Source organism: Arthrobacter sp. AQ5-05, assembly GCF_003287975.1.
GTDB lineage: Bacteria > Actinomycetota > Actinomycetes > Actinomycetales > Micrococcaceae > Paeniglutamicibacter.
The window spans coordinates 72,425-89,107 of sequence record NZ_QMKQ01000002.1 but is presented as its reverse complement, the minus strand read 5'-3'; the positions used below and the strand labels follow the sequence as shown (position 1 = coordinate 89,107).

Genomic DNA, 16,683 nt, shown 5'->3' with positions numbered 1-16,683 from the left:
GGTTGCCGGGGATTCCCCGGTAATCGGCCGCATTTTTTGTGGCTGGGCTTGGACCGTGGAATCGTTGCCCGACGACGGTTCAGGGAAGCGGTTCGTCCAGCGCCTCGGGAACATGCAGCCGGGCCATGACCGCATCGATGCGCCCGGGTGCCCGGTGCCGGGTGCACAGGGACACCGTGATCATCACCAGGAACGCCAGCGGCACGCACCAGGCGGCCGGCTGGGAGACCAGGGCGTGGAAGGAATCGGGCTCGTTGGGCAGTGCGGCCGCCAACATCAGCGCCGACCCGCAGGCCAGGGCCCCGGCCAGCATCCCCGAGACCGCACCGGCCACGGTCAGACCCCGCCACCAGATGCCCAGCAGCAGCAACGGGCAGATGGTCGAGGCGGTGAACGCGAAGACCGACCCGATGGCCCCGGCCAGCGCGAAGCTGGAGGTGCCCAGGGCCAGCAGCAGCGGGACCGCGGTGGCGATCAGCGTGGAGATCCGAAAGCCCCGCACCGTGCCGCGGAACAGGTCCTGGGAGATGGTCCCGGCCAGCGAGACCACCAGGCCCGAGGAGGTGGAGAGGAACGCGGCGAACGCCCCTCCGATGATGATCGCGGTCAGCGCGTCCCCGGCCATCCCGCCCAGGATCCGCCCGGGCAGCAGCAGCACCGTGGCATCGGCGTTTCCGTTGGTGGCCAGCTCCGGGGTGTAGGCCCGGCCCAGGATTCCCAGCACCGTGGGGAAGAGATAGAACAGGGCCAGCAGGCCCAGCACGATCGCGGTGGTCTTGCGGGCCGAGGGCCCGTCGGGGTTGGTGTAGAAGCGCACCAACACGTGCGGCAGACCCAGGGTGCCAAAGAGCAGGGCCACCAGCAGCGAGATGTTGTAGTACAGCCCCCGGTTGGCGGACGGGTCGGTGGACGTATCGAAGACCGCCCCGTCAAGGGTTGCCGATTCCCCGTTCAGCCCCAGGTGCAGCAGCAGGAAGACCGCCGGGATCGCCAGTGCGGCGAGCTTGAGCCAGTACTGGAACGCCTGGACGAAGGTGATCGAGCGCATCCCGCCGGCCAGCACCGTGAGGCACACGATCCCCATGACCAGCACCGAGCCCAGCCAGCCCGGCAGCCCGGTGCTGATGCCCAGGGTCAGCGAGGCGCCGTGCAGCTGCGGGACGATGTAGAGCCAGCAGATGACCACCACCAGGAAGCTGGTGAGCCGACGCAGCTTCATCGAGCCGAAGCGGATCTGCGCAAAGTCGGGGATGGTGTAGGCGCGCGACCGGCGCAGCGGGGCGGCCACGAAAAGCAGCAGCATCAGGTACCCGGCGGTGTACCCGATGGGGAACCAGAGCCCGTCCTGCCCGGAGACCACGATCAGCCCGGCAATGCCCAGGAACGATGCGGCCGAGAGGTATTCCCCGCCGATGGCGCTGGCGTTCCACCAGGGCTTGACGGTGCGCGAGGCCACGTAGAAGTCCCCGGTGGTCCGGGACAGGCGCAGCCCGTTGACGGCGATGAGCACCGTGGCCACCGACACGAGCAGCACCGAAAGCAGGGCGACGGCGGGATTGATCATGGCTTGGCGATGCTCCGGTACTTGGCCTCGTTGCGGGCAGCTGTCTTGTTGTAGAGGAACGCCGAGATCAGGATCAGCGGGTAGACGCCCACGCCCAGGATCCACCAGGGCAGCGGGACGGTGGCCAGGCGGATGTTGTTGATTTCGGGCCAGGTGAACACCATCACGGCCAGGCCGACCAGCAGCAGCAGGAAGCCCAGGGCCACGGAGACCGCCAGGCGCAATTGCGAGCGGATCAGCGAATGGACGTAGAAGGTGTCGGCGGCATCGGGTGTCGAGCGGCGGGCGATGTTCAGCATGGTGCCGGCCGGGGCGCTGACCCGCACGCGGGTGCCGGTGGGCGGGGGCAGCCTCCGGTCCATCGGCGCCGGGACCGGCTCGCCGGTTGGCGGAGGAGGGGTGCCGGGGCCCGGTGCGGTCACAGCGGCCGGACGCGGTTCGCGGCCAGGCGCTCGCGCAGGTAGGGCAGTGCGCGGCGGGAGACCGGCAGCTCGATCCCGCCGATGAGCACCGCGGCCTTGCCGGTGGCCAGCTTCACGGTGTCGATCTTGTCCATGGCCACCAGGTAGGAGCGGTGGATGCGGATGTACCCGGCCGAGGCCCACTGCTGTTCGAGGTCGTTGAGCGGGACCCGGATCAGGTAGCTGGCGTCCTTGGTGTGCAGCCGGGCGTAGTCGCCCTGGGCCTGCACGTAGCGGATCTCGTCGCGGCGGATCATCTTGGTGATCCCGCCCTGGTCCACCGTGACGACCTCGGGCGTGGCGGTTCCTTCCTCGGCCAGCTCGCAGATCCGGCGGATCGATTCGGCCAGGCGTTCGGGGCGCACGGGCTTGAGCACGTAGTCCAGGGCGGCCAGCTCGAACGCCTCCAGGGCCTGGTCCTCGTCGGCGGTGACGAAGACGACCGCCGGGGGACGGGTGAAGCGGGAGATGACCCGGGCGATGTCCAGTCCGGACAGGGCGGGCATGTGGATGTCCAGGAAGAGTGCGTCGACCTCGAATTCCTCCAGCGCCTTCAGGGCCTCGGCCCCTGAGTTGGCGCGGTGGATGGTGCCCACCCTCGAGTCGAGCGACAGCAGATACGCCAGCTCCGCAACGGCAGGCAATTCGTCGTCGGCCACGACCACATTAATCATGGATGACATTTTACCCGGCCACGTGCGCAAAGTTCTCTGGTGGCGCGCTAATGCGGGCTGAGGGCCGGCGCGCTGGGCTCCACACCGGGACGGAACTTGGGGATGCGCATGGTGATCAGCGTGCCGGCCCCCGGGGCGGTGTCGATGACCAGCCCGTGGGCGTCCCCGTAGACCTGGCGCAGCCGCACATCCACGTTGCGCAGCCCCACGTGGATCGACTCGGTGGTTCCGGCCAGCACCGATCGGAGCGCCTCGGGGTCGATGCCGACCCCGTCGTCCTCCACGGTGATCAGCGCGTACTCCCCGGAATCGGAAGCACTGATGGTGATGCGCCCGCCGCCGGGCTTGGATTCGAGCCCGTGGCGCACGGCGTTCTCCACCAGCGGCTGCAGGGACAGGAACGGGATGGCGGTGGACAGCACCTCCGGGGCGATGGCCAGGGAGACCCTGATGCGTTCGCCGAAGCGCGCCTTCTCCAGCAGCAGGTACCTGTCGATGGCGGTCAATTCCTCGGACAACGTGGTGAAATCCCCGTGCCGGCGGAAGGAGTAGCGGGTGAAGTCGGCGAACTCCACCACCAGCTCCCGGGCCCTGGCGGGATCGGTGATGATGAACGAGGCAATCGCGTTCAGGGAGTTGTAGATGAAGTGCGGGGAGATCTGGGCGCGCAGCGCGCGGACCTCGGCCTCCATGAGCAGCGCGCGGGAGGCATCCAGCTCCGCCAGGCCCACCTGGGCCGCGACCCAGGCGGCGACCTCGGCGACCGCGCGCACGAACCCGGCCCCGGCCCGCGGGATGTACGCGCACACGGTGCCCACAGGGGTGTCCCCGACCATGATCGGGGCGCAGACCATGTCGAAGCCCTCGGAGCGCTTGACCTGGGTCCGGGTGGCGGCCAGCGCCGCGGCGGCCAGTTCCAGCGCTGCGGCGCTGCCGCGCTCCTCGGTGACCGGGAGCGTGCCGTCCAGCGCGAGCACCGCGGAGGTGTCGGTGATGATCAGGGCCTGGGCGGCCAGCAGCGCACGCAGGTGCTTGGAGGCGGTGGCCGCGCCCTCCGGGGTCAGCCCCTGGGCCAGGTGCGGGGCCGCGACCGAGACCCGGTGCAGCGTCTCGAACGTGGCCTTTTCCGCATCCGTGCCCAGGTCGCGGGTGGAACGGGCGATCTTGAATCCCAGGTAGCCCACCAGGGCGGCACCGACCACGACGGTGGCGACAATCAGGGTCATTTGCAGTGCGGTGGAGAGCATGGGCAATAGCTTACGCGGGCCGGAAACCGGCATGCCGTTCGTCGCTGCGCGGTGCCGCTTGGCGCATCCGGATGACCGCTTGGCGGTAGTTCCGACCAGCCCCCTTCCCGCCGGGCACCCGCGTGGCACACAGTGATCTCAGTCACCATGCCAGGTGACGCGCCTCGCAGGCCGGGATGAGCCGGTTCATTAAGCAGTAGGCTCCGCGCCTGGCGCCTTGAATCCCTTGAGAAGGAGGAATCATGAGCACCACCGAAGAGTCGGATCTTGGAACCGGCATTGATTTCACGGCGGAACAGGACTCGGAGGAGTTTACCGAGCTGCGCAAGACGCACCGCAGCTTCGTGTTCCCGATGGCCGTCATTTTCCTGTTGTGGTACTTCGCCTACGTCTTGTTGGCCGACTACGCGCACGAATTCATGTCCATCAAGGTGTGGGGCAATGTCAACGTCGGCCTGCTGCTGGGCCTGCTGCAATTTGTTTCCACCTTCGGCATCACCGCCGCATACGTGTCCTACAGCAACAGGAAGCTTGACCCGAAGGCCGCGGCCATCCGCAAGCGCCTCGAAGCCCAGGCAGGAGAGTAAGCCATGAACGTTCTTTCATCAGCCATCCTCGCCGCGGCCCCCGAAGCGACCAAGGTCGGCAACCCGTGGGTCAATATCGGCATCTTCGGCCTCTTCGTGGGCATCACGCTCATCGTGGTGCTCAAGGCCTCGAGCAACAACAAGACCGCCGCGGACTACTACGCCGGCGGGCGTTCCTTCACCGGAACCCAGAACGGCACCGCAATCGCCGGCGATTACCTCTCGGCCGCATCGTTCCTGGGCATCGTCGGGGCCATCGCCATCAACGGCTACGACGGCTTCCTCTACTCCATCGGCTTCCTGGTCGCCTGGCTGGTGGCCCTGCTGCTGGTCGCCGAGCTGCTGCGCAACACCGGCAAGTTCACCATGGCCGATGTGCTTTCCTTCCGCCTGAAGCAGCGACCGGTGCGCATCGCCGCGGCGATCTCGACCCTCGCGGTCTGCGTGTTCTACCTGCTGGCGCAGATGGCCGGTGCCGGTGCATTGGTTTCCCTGCTTTTGGGCATCGACGGGAAGCTGGGCCAGTCCCTGGTCATCGTCGTGGTTGGCGCGCTGATGATCGTTTACGTGTTGATCGGCGGCATGAAGGGCACCACCTGGGTGCAGATCATCAAGGCCTGCCTGCTGATCGCCGGCGCATTCATCATGACCATCATGGTGCTGGCCGCCTACGGCTTCAACTTCTCCGCCCTGCTCGGTGCGGCAGTTGAATCCGCGGGCACCCCCGAGATCCTGAACCCGGGCCTGCAGTACGGAAAGTCCGGAACCTCGAAGCTCGACTTCATCTCGCTGGCCCTGGCCCTGGTGCTTGGCACCGCCGGCCTGCCGCACGTCTTGATGCGCTTCTACACGGTTCCGACTGCCAAGGAGGCCCGCCGTTCGGTGGTCTGGGCGATCTGGCTCATCGGTGGCTTCTACCTCTTCACCCTGGTGCTGGGCTACGGAGCCGGTGCCATGATCGGTGCAGAGAAGATCAAGGCCGCCCCGGGCGGCGTGAACTCCGCGGCCCCGCTGCTGGCCTTCGAACTCGGCGGTCCGCTGCTGCTGGGCTTGATCTCCGCTGTCGCCTTCGCCACGATCCTTGCGGTGGTTGCCGGGCTGACCATCACCGCGGCGGCATCCTTCGCCCACGACGTATACGCCTCGGTCATCGCCAAGGGCAAGAGCACCCCGGAGAAGGAAATGAAGGTGGCACGCCGCACGGTGGTCGTCATCGGCATCTTCGCGATCGTCGGCGGCATCGGCGCCCAGGGCCAGAACGTTGCCTTCCTGGTGGCCCTCGCCTTCGCGGTCGCCGCCTCGGCCAACCTGCCGACCATCCTGTACTCGCTGTTCTGGAAGAAGTTCACCACCCAGGGCGCCGTCTGGTCCATGGTCGGCGGCCTCGGATCCGCAATCCTGCTGATTGTCTTCTCCCCGGTCATGTCGGGCCTTCCGACCTCCATGATCCCGGGCGCCGACTTCGCGGTCTTCCCGCTGGCCAACCCCGGCATCGTCTCGATCCCGCTGGCCTTCGCACTGGGCTGGTTGGGTTCGGTGCTGGACAAGAACACCGAGGACCCGGTCAAGGCCGCGGAAATGGAAGTACGCTCGCTTACCGGCGTCGGCGCCGAAAAGGCCGTCGACCACTAGCAGGCAGGCATACCCCCGGGTGGGGGCGGGCAGCGTCCCGCCCCCCACCGGGCCGCACAGGCGGTGTCGTTTTCCCGATGGGGAAGCGGCACCGCCTGTGCCATGCCCGGGGACCACGTCGGGGAAAAGCTGCCCGGGGTTCCTTTGAAGGAAGGTTCAGCCGGCCGCGGGGGAGCCGGGGCCGGAGGCCCTGGAGCCGTTGCCTTGGCCGTTGGCCAGGCGCAGGTCCATCAGCGAGGTGGTGCGGTGCGGGATGAGCTCGGCCATCGACAGCGAGGTGTCCGCACGCTCCACCCCCTCGATGGCCAGGATCTGGCCGTTGACGCGGAACAGTTCCTCGGCCCCTCCGGCGACCACGCGGGCGAGGATGTCCGCGGACCCGGTCACCCCGTGCGCCTCGATGATCTCCGGGATCGCCTTGAGCTGCTCGACGATCCTGCCCAGCAGCCGCTGCTGCAGGTGGATGTGCACGAAGCTGACCAGCCCGAAGCCCAGGGCCGCCGGGTTCACCCGTTGTTCGAAGGGCAGCAGCGCACCGCTGGATTCCAGGCGGACCAGGCGGGCCTGCACGGTGTTGCGGCTCAGCCCCAGGTCGGTGGCCAGCGCCACGGCACTGGCCTTGGGTCGTTGGCACAACGCGGAGAGGATCCGCAGGTCTGTGGCGTCTAGTTGTTGCATAATGCGCAAGATTAGCACCGTCTCACCGCGCCCGATAGTGCAAGTTGCGCAGTTTCGAAGGCAAGGATTGTGCGCACTGCATTGAGTGAGTAGCATCACAAGTAAGGTGCCGGCGATGAGGCCGCATCCTCAGGCACGGCACGTCCCACCGGAATGCCGGACCTGAATCCGCAATCGACGCAAAGGATGCTGACCGTGTCCATCACGTTTGACTCTTCGACCCCCGAGGGAACCGAGGACTACCTCCAGGTCCTGGCCCCCGACGGCACCCGCCACCCGTGCCCCGAGCTTGACCATTGGGTGGAGGACCTTGGCATCCAAGACCTGGAAAACCTTTACATCGACATGGCCTGCATCCGCCGCCTCGACACGGAGGGAACCGCCCTGCAACGCCAGGGCGAACTGGGACTCTGGGCACCGCTGCTCGGGCAGGAAGCCGCACAGATCGGCTCCGGCCGGGCCCTGGAACACGACGACTTCATCTTCCCCTCCTACCGCGAACACGGCGTGGCCTATTGCCGCGGCATCGACCCGCACGATTTGCTGCGCATGTGGCGCGGCGCGGCGCCCAGCGGCTGGAACCCCTATGAGGTCAACATGGCCAACCAGCAGATCGTCATCGGGGCGCAGACCCTGCATGCGGCCGGCTACGCCATGGGACTGAAATTCGACGGTTCCAATGCCGCGGCGATCACCTACTTCGGCGACGGGGCCACCAGCCAGGGGGATGTCAGCGAGGCCATGGTCTTCGCAGCCAGCTACCAGGCACCGGTGGTGTTCTTCTGCCAGAACAACCACTGGGCCATCTCCGAACCTGTGACAAGGCAAACCGCCGGCTACATCGCCGACCGGGCCAAGGGCTTCGGCCTGGCCACCTGGCGCGTGGACGGCAACGACGTCATCGCCGTGCTGGCCGCCACCCGTGCGGCCCTGGCCCACGTGCGCACCGGCACCGGCCCGGCATTCATCGAGGCAGTCACCTACCGGATGGGCGCACACACCACGGCCGATGACCCCACGCGCTACCGCGACGCCCTGGAACTCGAGGAATGGGCCGCGAAGGACCCGCTGGACCGGGTTGCCGCGCACCTGGACAGCCTGGGTGCCGACCTGGAGGCGCTGAAGGAACGGGCACAGCAGGCCACCGACGACATGGCCGCCGGGCTGCGCGAGGCCATCACCACGATGCCCGACCCCGAGGTCGATGACCTCTTCGCCCACGTCTACAGCCATCCGCATCCCTGGCTTGAAGAACAACGCGAGAACTACGCCAACTACCTTGCCGGCTTTGCCGAGAATGCCGAGGCCTCCAAATGAAGACCCTCACCTTCTCCCAGGCCCTGAACACCTCGCTGCGCGACTCCATGGAGCACGATGCGAAGGTCGTGCTCATGGGCGAGGACATCGGCAAGCTCGGCGGCGTCTTCCGCATCACCGACGGGCTGCAAAAAGACTTCGGCGAGCACCGGGTCATCGACACCCCGCTGGCCGAGTCCGGCATCGTGGGTGCCGCGATCGGGCTGGCGTTCCGCGGCTACCGCCCGGTGGTGGAGATCCAGTTCGACGGATTCGTCTACCCGGCCTTCGACCAGATCGTCTCGCAGCTGGCCAAGATGCACTTCCGCTCCCGCGGCAACGTCAAGCTCCCGGTGACCATCCGCATCCCCTTCGGCGGGGGCATCGGTTCCCCGGAACACCACTCCGAATCGCCCGAGGCATACTTCGCCCACACCGCCGGTTTGCGCGTGGTCTCACCGTCAAACCCGCAGGACGCCTACACCATGCTGGCCCAGGCCATCGCGGACGACGACCCGGTGATCTTCCTGGAGCCCAAGCGCCGCTACCACGTGCGCGGGGAGGTGGACACGGACCTGGTTCCGGAGCCCGGGTCCCTCTACCGGGCCAAGGTGGCACGCGAGGGTGCCGACCTGACCCTGATCGCCTACGGCCCGCTGGTGAAGACGGCCCTGGACGCGGCCGATGCCGCGGCGGAGGAGGGCATCGACATCGAGGTGATCGACCTGCGCAGCATCGAACCGGTGGACTTCGCCACGCTGAGCGCCTCGGTGCGCAAGACCGGGCGGGTGGTCATCACCCACGAGGCCGGGAAGTTCGCCGGAGTCGGGGCCGAGCTTGCCGCCAGCCTCACCGAGCGCTGCTTCGACCACCTTGACCACGCCCCGGTGCGGGTCACGGGATTCGACATCCCCTACCCGCCGGCGAAGCTGGAGAACCACCACCTGCCCGATCTTGACCGGATCCTTGACGGGGTCGACCGGGCCATGCGGCGCAATGCACCCCTGCTGGGAGAGGACGGATGAGCAACACCATGGAGAAACTATTCAACCTGCCTGACCTTGGCGAGGGCCTGACCGAATCCGAGATCCTGTCCTGGCGCGTGGCCGAGGGCGACACCGTGGCGCTGAACCAGGTGATTGCAGAGGTCGAGACGGCCAAGGCCGTCGTGGAACTTCCTTCCCCGTTTTTCGGCGTGGTCAAGCGGCTCTACGAGCCGGTGGGTGCCGTGGTGGATGTCGGCAGCCCGCTGATTTCCTTTGACGTGCCGGACAACTCCGGCGCCACCGTCGCCGTGCCCGGGGAACCTGCGGGGGACGCCGCCCGGCGCCAGCCGACCCTGGTCGGTTACGGGGCGGCCGCGGAACCCTCGGGGCGTCCGGCCCGACGTGCACGCGGAGGTGCCCCGGCGCCCGTGGCCGCGGCGGCATCCGATCCGGTTCCGACCGGCCGGGCTTCGCAGGCAGCTGCCCCGGTTTCCGCGGATTCCGGCCCGGGCCTGCGCCTGGTCGAGCCCCACGACCCGGTCCCGCAAGGCATCGGCTACCTGCGGGCCACCCCTCCGGTGCGCAAGCTCGCCCGCGACCACAACATCGACCTGCGTGCGCTGCGCGGAACCGGCACCAATGGGCTGGTCACCCGCCAGGACGTGGTGCAAGCACTCGAGGCAGCGGCCTCCCCGGAGGCATTGCCGCAGGGGCCCGTTCCGCCGGCATCCACCGCGGGGGAGACGCGCACCCCGATCAGGGGCGTGCGCAAGGCCACCGCCGCGGCCATGGTCGCCAGCGCCTTCACCGCCCCGCACGCCACCGAGTTCCTGAGCGTGGACGTCACCGAGACCATGGCGTTGCTCGAGCGATTGCGCGCCTCGAGGCGTTTTGCCGACGTGAAGATCACCGTGACCACCCTGGTGGCCAAGGTGGTCACCCTCGCCCTGGCCAGGCACCGCACGCTGAACTCCCATTGGGATGAGGAGCACGGCGAAATCGTCGAGTTCAGGCACGTGAACCTCGGCATCGCCGCGTCCACCGGACGCGGGCTGATGGTCCCTGTCATCCACAACGCCCAGGACCTCGATCTGGCCCAGCTTGCTGCCGCCTCGGGGGAACTGACCCGGGCCGCCCGCGAGGGGACGATCACCCCGGCCCAGCTGGGTGGCGGGACCTTCAGCATCAGCAACGTGGGTGTCTTTGGCATCGATGGCGGAACCCCGATCCTGTCGCCCGGCCAAGCCGGAATCCTGGCCGTGGGCCAGGTGCGCAAGATGCCGTGGGAGCACCTTGAGAAGATCGCGCTGCGGCAAGTCATGGTGCTTTCACTGTCCTTTGACCACCGGCTGGTCGATGGCGAACAGGGCGCCAGGTTCCTCTCGGAAGTCGGAGCGATCCTTGAGGATCCGGCCTTGGTCATGGGTTTGGCTTAAGCGATACGGGCCGGGAGTCTCCCCGGTCCGTAGGTGCTTGTTGACAATGAAAGTTGTTGAACGCTGTCTGGTCATAAGTTGCAGGTTCATAAAGATTCTGCATAGGGCCAGTCGTTCATTAGTTGTTTCAGAGATTTATGAGTAGTCTCACCTATGAGTGATGAGACTCACCATGGTTCGGCGAGGTTGGAAAACTCGTTCCCCGCCGGCCAACAAACTCGTTGAGGAGAAAGAATGCGTTACAACCGCACCTCGAAGGCACTTGTGCTTTCCGCAGCTCTTGCCCTGACCCTGACTGCCTGTGGCGGCGGCGGCGGAGAAAACCCCAGCGCAAGCTCCGGTGGAGACGCGTCGAAGGTCATCACCGCGAACTCGACCGAACCGCAGAACGGACTGCTGCCGGCAAACACCAACGAGGTTGGTGGCGGACGCGTGATGGACCTGATCTTCACCGGTCTGGTCAGCTACGACGCGACCGGCAAGCCGGTCAACGAGCTGGCCGACTCGATCGAGACGACCGACGCCAAGAACTACACCATCAAGATCAAGACCGGCCAGAAGTTCACCAACGGCGAGCCCGTCACGGCCAAGTCCTTCGTGGATGCCTGGAACTTCGGTGCCGCAGCCAAGAACGCGCAGCTGAACTCGTACTTCTTCGAATCCATCAAGGGCTACGACAAGGTCAGCGCGGAAAAGTCCACGCTGGACAAGATGGAAGGCCTGAAGGTCGTCGACGACACCACCTTCACCGTCGAGTTGACCAACCCCGAGTCCGACTTCCCGCTGCGCCTGGGCTACACCGCCTTCTACCCGCTGCCGCAGTCGGCCTACAAGGACATCAAGGCCTTCGGCGAAAACCCCGCAGGCAACGGCCCGTACAAGCTGGCCGAGGGCGGCTGGAAGCACAACGTCGAGGTCGACCTCGTGCCGAACGCCGACTACTCAGGCCCACGCAAGCCGGCCAACGGTGGCGTGACGTTCAAGATCTACAACTCCTTCGACGCCGCCTACACAGACCTGTTGGCCGACAACCTGGACGTGCTTGACCAGGTTCCGCCAAGCGCCCTGCAGAACTACAAGACCGACCTGGGCGACCGTTGGGTCAACCAGGCCTACGCGGGCAACGCCACCATGACGATCCCGAGCTACCTGCCGGAGTTCAAGGGCGAGGCAGGCCAGCTGCGCCGCCAGGCGATCTCCATGGCGATCGACCGCCAGCAGATCATTGACAACATCTTCTTCGGTGCCAAGCAGGTTGCCAAGGACTTCACCTCCCCGGTCCTGGACGGTTACTCCGATTCCCTTCCGGGCAACGAGGTCCTGACCTTCAACGCCGACAAGGCCAAGGAACTCTGGGCCCAGGCCGACAAGATCGATCCGTGGCCGGCCGGCAAGGTCTTCACCATCACCTCGAACATCGATGGCGCGGGCAACAAGGAATACATCACGGCCATGGCCAACCAGATTTCCAACACCCTGGGAATCAAGGCCGAGCTGAACCCGATTCCGACGTTCAAGGAAATGCGCACGCTGGTCGGCGAGAAGAAGCTCACCGGCGCCTCGCGTGCCGGCTGGCAGGCCGACTACCCGTCGCTGTACAACTTCCTTGGCCCGCTCTACGGAACCGGCGCCGGCTCCAACGACGGCGACTACTCGAACCCCGCGTTCGACCAGAAGCTGGCAGAAGGTCTTGCCGCCACCTCCGTCGAGGAAGGCAACAAGATCTTCAACGAGGCCCAGCAGATCCTCCTCGAGGACCTGCCGGTCGTGCCGCTGTGGTACCAGGCGGTCCAGGGCGGCTGGAGCAACAATGTCACCGACGTGAAGTTCGGTTGGAACGGTGTTCCGATCTACAACGCCATCACCGGCAAGTAGCCCACACCACCGCTTGAACTGACACGTGAGAAAGGGGGGCCCGACCCGGGTCCCCCTTCCTTGCGTGAAACGGCAATCAAACGTTCCCCATCTCCCGCAAAAACTTCCTTACAAGGAGTAGTTCCTTGATCGACTCGATCACAACCACAACACCCCCGGTGGCAGCTCCATGATCACGTTCACCCTCAAAAGGATCCTCCAGCTGATCCCGGTGTTCTTCGGGGCCACGTTGCTCGTATATTTCCTCGTCTTTGCCACACCGGGCGATCCGATTGCGGCACTGTCCGGCGGAAAGCCCATGAGCCCGGCCGTTGCGGATGCCCTGCGTGCCCAGTACAACCTTGACCAACCCTTCTGGGTGCAGTACTTCCTCTATCTCAAGAACCTGGTCTCCTTCGACCTCGGACAGACCTTCTCCGGCCAGCAGGTTTCGGACGTCATTGCTCGGGCCATGCCGGTGACCGCACGTCTTGCCGTGATGGCCCTGGCGATCGAAGCCATTTTCGGTGTGGTCTTCGGCGTCTTCGCCGGCCTGAAAAAGGGCAAGCTCTTCGATTCGACCGTCCTGGTCGCCTCGCTGCTGGTCATCGCCGTTCCCACCTTCGTCCTCGGCTTCGTGCTCCAGTTCGTCGTGGGCGTGAAACTTTCCTGGGCCAAACCCACCGTCAGCTCCGGCGCCCCCTGGGGGGACTTGATATTGCCGGCCGTGGTGCTGGGGCTGGTGTCCCTGGCATACGTGATCCGTTTGACCCGCACCTCGATCATGGAGAACAAGAGCGCAGACTACGTGCGCACGGCAACCGCCAAGGGACTGAGCCGGCGCCGCGTGGTCGTGGTCCACATCTTGCGCAACTCACTGATCCCCGTGGTCACCTTTCTGGGAGCCGACCTCGGCTCGCTGATGGGCGGCGCGATCGTCACCGAGGGCATCTTCAACGTCCCCGGCATCGGCAACCTGTTGTACCAAGCCATCCTGAAGGGCGAGAGCGCCACCGTGGTGGCCGTCGTCAGCGTGCTTGTGCTTGTATTTGTTATCGCCAACCTCGTCGTTGATTTGCTCTACGCGTGGCTCGACCCAAGGATCCGCCTTGTCTGAGAACCCAACTCCCGAAATCATTGAACCGGCCGTCCCCGCACCCAAGGTACGCGCCGGAAAAATCTCCAGCCGCCACATCGAGCACTACGTGGCCCCGCTGGCTGAAACCCCGCTACAGTCCGTGGACAAGGTCGACGAGACCGCCGAGCCACTGAGCATGTGGGCGCAGGCCTGGCGATCCCTGCGGACCCAACCGCTGTTCATCATTTCCGCACTGCTCATCATCCTGGTGATCCTGGTGGCGGTCTTCCCGGGTCTCTTTGCCAAGGCAGACCCCACCTTCTGCAAACTGGACTTTGCACGCCAGGGCCCGTCGGCTGGCCACCCGCTGGGCTTCACCTTCCAAGGCTGCGACATCTACTCGCGCGTCATCTACGGCGCCCAGGCCTCGGTTCTGGTCGGACTTTTCACCACGATTGCCGTGCTCATCATCGGCGGCACCTTCGGTGCGCTGGCCGGCTACTACGGAGGCTGGCTCGATGCCGTCCTGGCCCGCATCACCGACATCTTCTTCGCCCTGCCGCTGATCCTTGGCGCCATCATCATCATGCAGCTGCCCGCATTCCGGGAAAACAAGAGCATCTGGACGGTCATCATCACCCTGGCGATCTTTGGCTGGCCGCAAATGGCCCGCATCACCCGGGGAGCGGTCATCGAGGCCAAGAGCGCCGACTACGTCATGGCCTCGCGCTCGCTGGGCCTGTCCAAGTTCAAGACCCTGGTCAAGCACGTGGTGCCCAACTCGCTGGCTCCCATCATCGTGATCGCCACTATTTCGCTGGGCATCTACATCGTTGCCGAGGCGACGCTCTCGTTCCTGGGCTTGGGCCTTCCACCCAGCATCATGAGCTGGGGCAATGACATTGCCAACGCACAGATCTCGCTGCGCAACAATCCGGCAATCCTGATGTGGCCGGCACTCGCGCTGTCCATCACGGTGTTGAGCTTCATCATGCTCGGCGACGCGGTCCGCGATGCGCTCGACCCGAAATCGCGCAAGGGATAGCACCATGAGCCAACTATTGAAGGGACCATCCGTGAACGGGTCATCCGACGAAGAACGCCCACTGCTTGAAATCAGGGACCTGGCCATCACCTTCTCAACCCCCGAGGGGCCGGTCCACGCCGTGCGCAACGGTCGGCTGACCGTGATGCCCGGGGAAACCGTGGCGATCGTGGGGGAGTCGGGTTCCGGAAAGTCCACCACGGCGCTTGCCGCCATCGGGCTGCTGCCGGGCAACGGCAAGGTCACCGGCGGGCAGATCATCTTTGACGGCGAAGACATCACCCATCCCACCGAGGCACGGATCGTTGCGCTGCGCGGCAGCTCCATCGGCATGGTTCCGCAGGATCCCATGTCCAACCTCAACCCGGTGTGGAAAATCGGTTTCCAGGTCAAGGAGACCCTGAAGGCCAACGGCCTGGCCGGAAACAACTCCAAGGAACGCGTCGCCCAGGTCCTCGCCGACGCGGGGCTCCCGAACGCCGCCGCGCGGGCCGGGCAGTACCCCCACGAGTTCTCCGGCGGCATGCGCCAGCGTGCGCTCATTGCCATCGGCCTGGCCTGTCGGCCTCGCCTGCTCATCGCAGACGAGCCCACCAGTGCCCTGGACGTCACCGTGCAGCAGCAGATCCTGGACCACCTGGACACCATGACCAGCGAACTGGGCACCGCGGTGGTGCTGATCACCCATGACCTGGGCCTGGCCGCCGAGCGCGCCGAGAAGATCGTGGTGATGTACAAGGGCCAGGTGGTGGAATCCGGCCCGGCGCTGGAGATCCTGCGCAATCCGGTCCATCCATATACCCAGCGATTGGTTGCCGCGGCGCCGTCCCTGGCCTCCAAGCGGCTGCAGTCCCAACCCACCGAAGTCGCCGAGGACATCAACGCGGTGGTCAGGACCGAACATGTGGTTGCAGGTGACGACATCCTGCAGGTCAAGGACCTGACCAAGGTCTTCAAGATCCGCCGGGGCCTGGGCCGCAGCGACGACTTCACCGCGGTGGACAACGTGTCCTTCTCGGTCAAGCGCGGCACCACCACGGCCATCGTGGGGGAGTCCGGTTCCGGCAAGTCGACTGTCGCCCAGATGGTCTTGAACCTGCTCAAGCCCACCAGTGGATCCATCACGTTCGATGGACAGGTGATGACCAATCGCAGCGAGAACCAGCTGTTCAAGTTCCGCCGCCGCGTGCAGCCGATCTTCCAGGACCCCTACGGGTCCCTGGACCCGATGTACAGCATCTACCGGACCATCGAGGAGCCGCTGCGTATCCACGGCATCGGGGATGCCAAGACCAGGCAAACCAGGGTCAAGGAATTGCTCGAGCATGTCGCGATGCCCTCCTCCACGATGCACAGGTTCCCCAACGAGCTCTCGGGCGGGCAACGCCAACGCATTGCCATTGCCCGGGCGCTGGCGTTGAATCCCGAGGTGATCATCTGCGACGAGGCTGTCTCGGCACTGGATGTGCTGGTGCAGGCGCAGATCCTGAACCTGCTCAGCAGCTTGCAGGAAGAACTGAACCTGACGTACCTGTTCATCACCCACGACCTGGCGGTGGTGCGCCAGATCGCAGACGATGTCTGCGTCATGGAACATGGGCGGATCGTTGAGCACTCGACAACCGACGAGGTCTTCAACAATCCCCAGAGCGAGTACACCAAGAACCTGCTTCGGGCGATTCCCGGAGCCACGTTGATGCTTTAGGGAACGTTGGATCCCAATGATAATTGGGAATTGATATGCAAAAAGTGGAGGGGTAAGCCAAAAGGCTTGCCCCTCCACTGGCTTATCACAATGGTTTAGTGGCGGGCAGTCGGTGCCGGGCCGAACGTCATGTTGGGCGATGTTTCCAAACTGTTATAAATCCAGCCACACCACATGCGGCTACTTGCGAGTAGTAATTGGCGAAGTTCAATGTGAAGCAGATCCTTGAGTTTTCGCGGCTGTAGCGCCCATCACGTTTGCGGGCGCCCCCGGGGTGGCTTTGGCCACCGTGTTGCGGCCCGAATGACACACCAAATATGAAGCGGTGTTTTTATATCCAAGCGGAGCAATCGCGGCTATGGTTCTAGATTGTGGGGCATCGCACACTGCATGGACCGCATTCGAGCGAAAGCTCGGTTACATGAAGCTCAAGCTAATTA

At 65.4% G+C, this 16,683-nt stretch carries 14 protein-coding genes; 9 read left to right on the top strand and 5 right to left on the bottom strand.

The genetic code is table 11. The features are described from left to right. Nucleotides 1–79: 79 nt before the first annotated feature. From DQ353_RS03030 to DQ353_RS03015, 4 genes are read right to left on the bottom strand one after another with little or no spacing between them, the layout of a single operon-like run. Complete coding sequence (locus DQ353_RS03030; RefSeq protein ID WP_113761563.1) at nucleotides 80–1,561, bottom strand: sodium/solute symporter; 1,482 nt, start codon at nucleotides 1,559–1,561, stop codon at nucleotides 80–82. Next, on the bottom strand, nucleotides 1,561–1,986 hold the full coding sequence (locus DQ353_RS03025; protein WP_113761317.1) for a hypothetical protein: 426 nt from the start codon (nucleotides 1,984–1,986) through the stop codon (nucleotides 1,561–1,563). Before DQ353_RS03025 ends, DQ353_RS03030 begins: the two co-directional genes overlap by 1 nt. Then, on the bottom strand, nucleotides 1,983–2,699 hold the full coding sequence (locus DQ353_RS03020) for a LytR/AlgR family response regulator transcription factor (protein ID WP_113761316.1): 717 nt from the start codon (nucleotides 2,697–2,699) through the stop codon (nucleotides 1,983–1,985). The genes DQ353_RS03025 and DQ353_RS03020 overlap by 4 nt, the downstream gene beginning before the upstream one ends. A gap of 47 nt (nucleotides 2,700–2,746) precedes the next feature. After that, nucleotides 2,747–3,946 carry a sensor histidine kinase gene (locus tag DQ353_RS03015; protein ID WP_113761315.1) on the bottom strand — a complete coding sequence of 400 codons (1,200 nt, stop codon included), beginning with the start codon at nucleotides 3,944–3,946 and terminating at the stop codon, nucleotides 2,747–2,749. A gap of 242 nt (nucleotides 3,947–4,188) precedes the next feature. On the opposite strand from DQ353_RS03015, the gene DQ353_RS03010 reads away from it, so the two are divergent. Further along, entirely contained in the window at nucleotides 4,189–4,533 is a 345-nt protein-coding gene (locus DQ353_RS03010; protein ID WP_113761314.1) for a DUF485 domain-containing protein, read from the top strand. A 3-nt stretch (nucleotides 4,534–4,536) separates the two neighbouring features. Next, nucleotides 4,537–6,165, top strand: coding sequence for a monocarboxylic acid transporter (locus DQ353_RS03005; protein ID WP_113761313.1), 1,629 nt, complete (start codon nucleotides 4,537–4,539; stop codon nucleotides 6,163–6,165). Between the two features lie 156 nt (nucleotides 6,166–6,321). On the opposite strand, the gene DQ353_RS03000 is transcribed toward DQ353_RS03005, so the two are convergent. Continuing rightward, nucleotides 6,322–6,843, bottom strand: coding sequence for an Lrp/AsnC family transcriptional regulator (locus DQ353_RS03000; RefSeq protein ID WP_113761312.1), 522 nt, complete (start codon nucleotides 6,841–6,843; stop codon nucleotides 6,322–6,324). A 186-nt stretch (nucleotides 6,844–7,029) separates the two neighbouring features. Between DQ353_RS03000 and pdhA the strand changes: the two genes are divergently transcribed. The 7 genes from pdhA to DQ353_RS02965 all read left to right on the top strand — a co-directional run bounded on the left by pdhA (nucleotide 7,030) and on the right by DQ353_RS02965 (nucleotide 16,243). Beyond that, complete coding sequence (gene pdhA / locus DQ353_RS02995) at nucleotides 7,030–8,160, top strand: pyruvate dehydrogenase (acetyl-transferring) E1 component subunit alpha (RefSeq protein WP_113761311.1); 1,131 nt, start codon at nucleotides 7,030–7,032, stop codon at nucleotides 8,158–8,160. Further along, a complete protein-coding gene (locus tag DQ353_RS02990) occupies nucleotides 8,157–9,164 on the top strand; it encodes an alpha-ketoacid dehydrogenase subunit beta (protein WP_113761310.1) in 1,008 nt (335 codons plus the stop codon). Before pdhA ends, DQ353_RS02990 begins: the two co-directional genes overlap by 4 nt. After that, nucleotides 9,161–10,561: a dihydrolipoamide acetyltransferase family protein gene (locus DQ353_RS02985; RefSeq protein ID WP_113761309.1), complete on the top strand. Its 1,401-nt coding sequence runs from the start codon at nucleotides 9,161–9,163 to the stop codon at nucleotides 10,559–10,561. The genes DQ353_RS02990 and DQ353_RS02985 overlap by 4 nt, the downstream gene beginning before the upstream one ends. Before the next feature lie 234 nt (nucleotides 10,562–10,795). Then, nucleotides 10,796–12,436, top strand: coding sequence for a peptide ABC transporter substrate-binding protein (locus tag DQ353_RS02980; protein WP_113761308.1), 1,641 nt, complete (start codon nucleotides 10,796–10,798; stop codon nucleotides 12,434–12,436). Between the two features lie 169 nt (nucleotides 12,437–12,605). Continuing rightward, complete coding sequence (locus DQ353_RS02975; protein WP_113761307.1) at nucleotides 12,606–13,532, top strand: ABC transporter permease; 927 nt, start codon at nucleotides 12,606–12,608, stop codon at nucleotides 13,530–13,532. A gap of 19 nt (nucleotides 13,533–13,551) precedes the next feature. Then, a complete protein-coding gene (locus tag DQ353_RS02970) occupies nucleotides 13,552–14,538 on the top strand; it encodes an ABC transporter permease (protein ID WP_286166600.1) in 987 nt (328 codons plus the stop codon). Nucleotides 14,539–14,542: 4 nt separating this feature from the next. Continuing rightward, nucleotides 14,543–16,243, top strand: a complete 1,701-nt coding sequence (locus DQ353_RS02965) for a dipeptide ABC transporter ATP-binding protein (RefSeq protein WP_113761305.1) — start codon at nucleotides 14,543–14,545, stop codon at nucleotides 16,241–16,243. Nucleotides 16,244–16,683: the final 440 nt, after the last annotated feature.

Bases quoted from the DNA above. Each gene is read 5' to 3' on its own strand.
- DQ353_RS03020 (WP_113761316.1), bottom strand. From the start codon at position 2,699: ATGATTAATGTGGTCGTGGCCGACGACGAATTGCCTGCCGTTGCGGAG.
- DQ353_RS03015 (WP_113761315.1), bottom strand. From the start codon at position 3,946: ATGCTCTCCACCGCACTGCAAATGACCCTGATTGTCGCCACCGTCGTG.
- DQ353_RS03010 (WP_113761314.1), top strand. From the start codon at position 4,189: ATGAGCACCACCGAAGAGTCGGATCTTGGAACCGGCATTGATTTCACG.
- DQ353_RS03005 (WP_113761313.1), top strand. From the start codon at position 4,537: ATGAACGTTCTTTCATCAGCCATCCTCGCCGCGGCCCCCGAAGCGACC.
- DQ353_RS03000 (WP_113761312.1), bottom strand. From the start codon at position 6,843: ATGCAACAACTAGACGCCACAGACCTGCGGATCCTCTCCGCGTTGTGC.
- pdhA (WP_113761311.1), top strand. From the start codon at position 7,030: ATGCTGACCGTGTCCATCACGTTTGACTCTTCGACCCCCGAGGGAACC.
- DQ353_RS02990 (WP_113761310.1), top strand. From the start codon at position 8,157: ATGAAGACCCTCACCTTCTCCCAGGCCCTGAACACCTCGCTGCGCGAC.
- DQ353_RS02985 (WP_113761309.1), top strand. From the start codon at position 9,161: ATGAGCAACACCATGGAGAAACTATTCAACCTGCCTGACCTTGGCGAG.
- DQ353_RS02980 (WP_113761308.1), top strand. From the start codon at position 10,796: ATGCGTTACAACCGCACCTCGAAGGCACTTGTGCTTTCCGCAGCTCTT.
- DQ353_RS02975 (WP_113761307.1), top strand. From the start codon at position 12,606: ATGATCACGTTCACCCTCAAAAGGATCCTCCAGCTGATCCCGGTGTTC.
- DQ353_RS02965 (WP_113761305.1), top strand. From the start codon at position 14,543: ATGAGCCAACTATTGAAGGGACCATCCGTGAACGGGTCATCCGACGAA.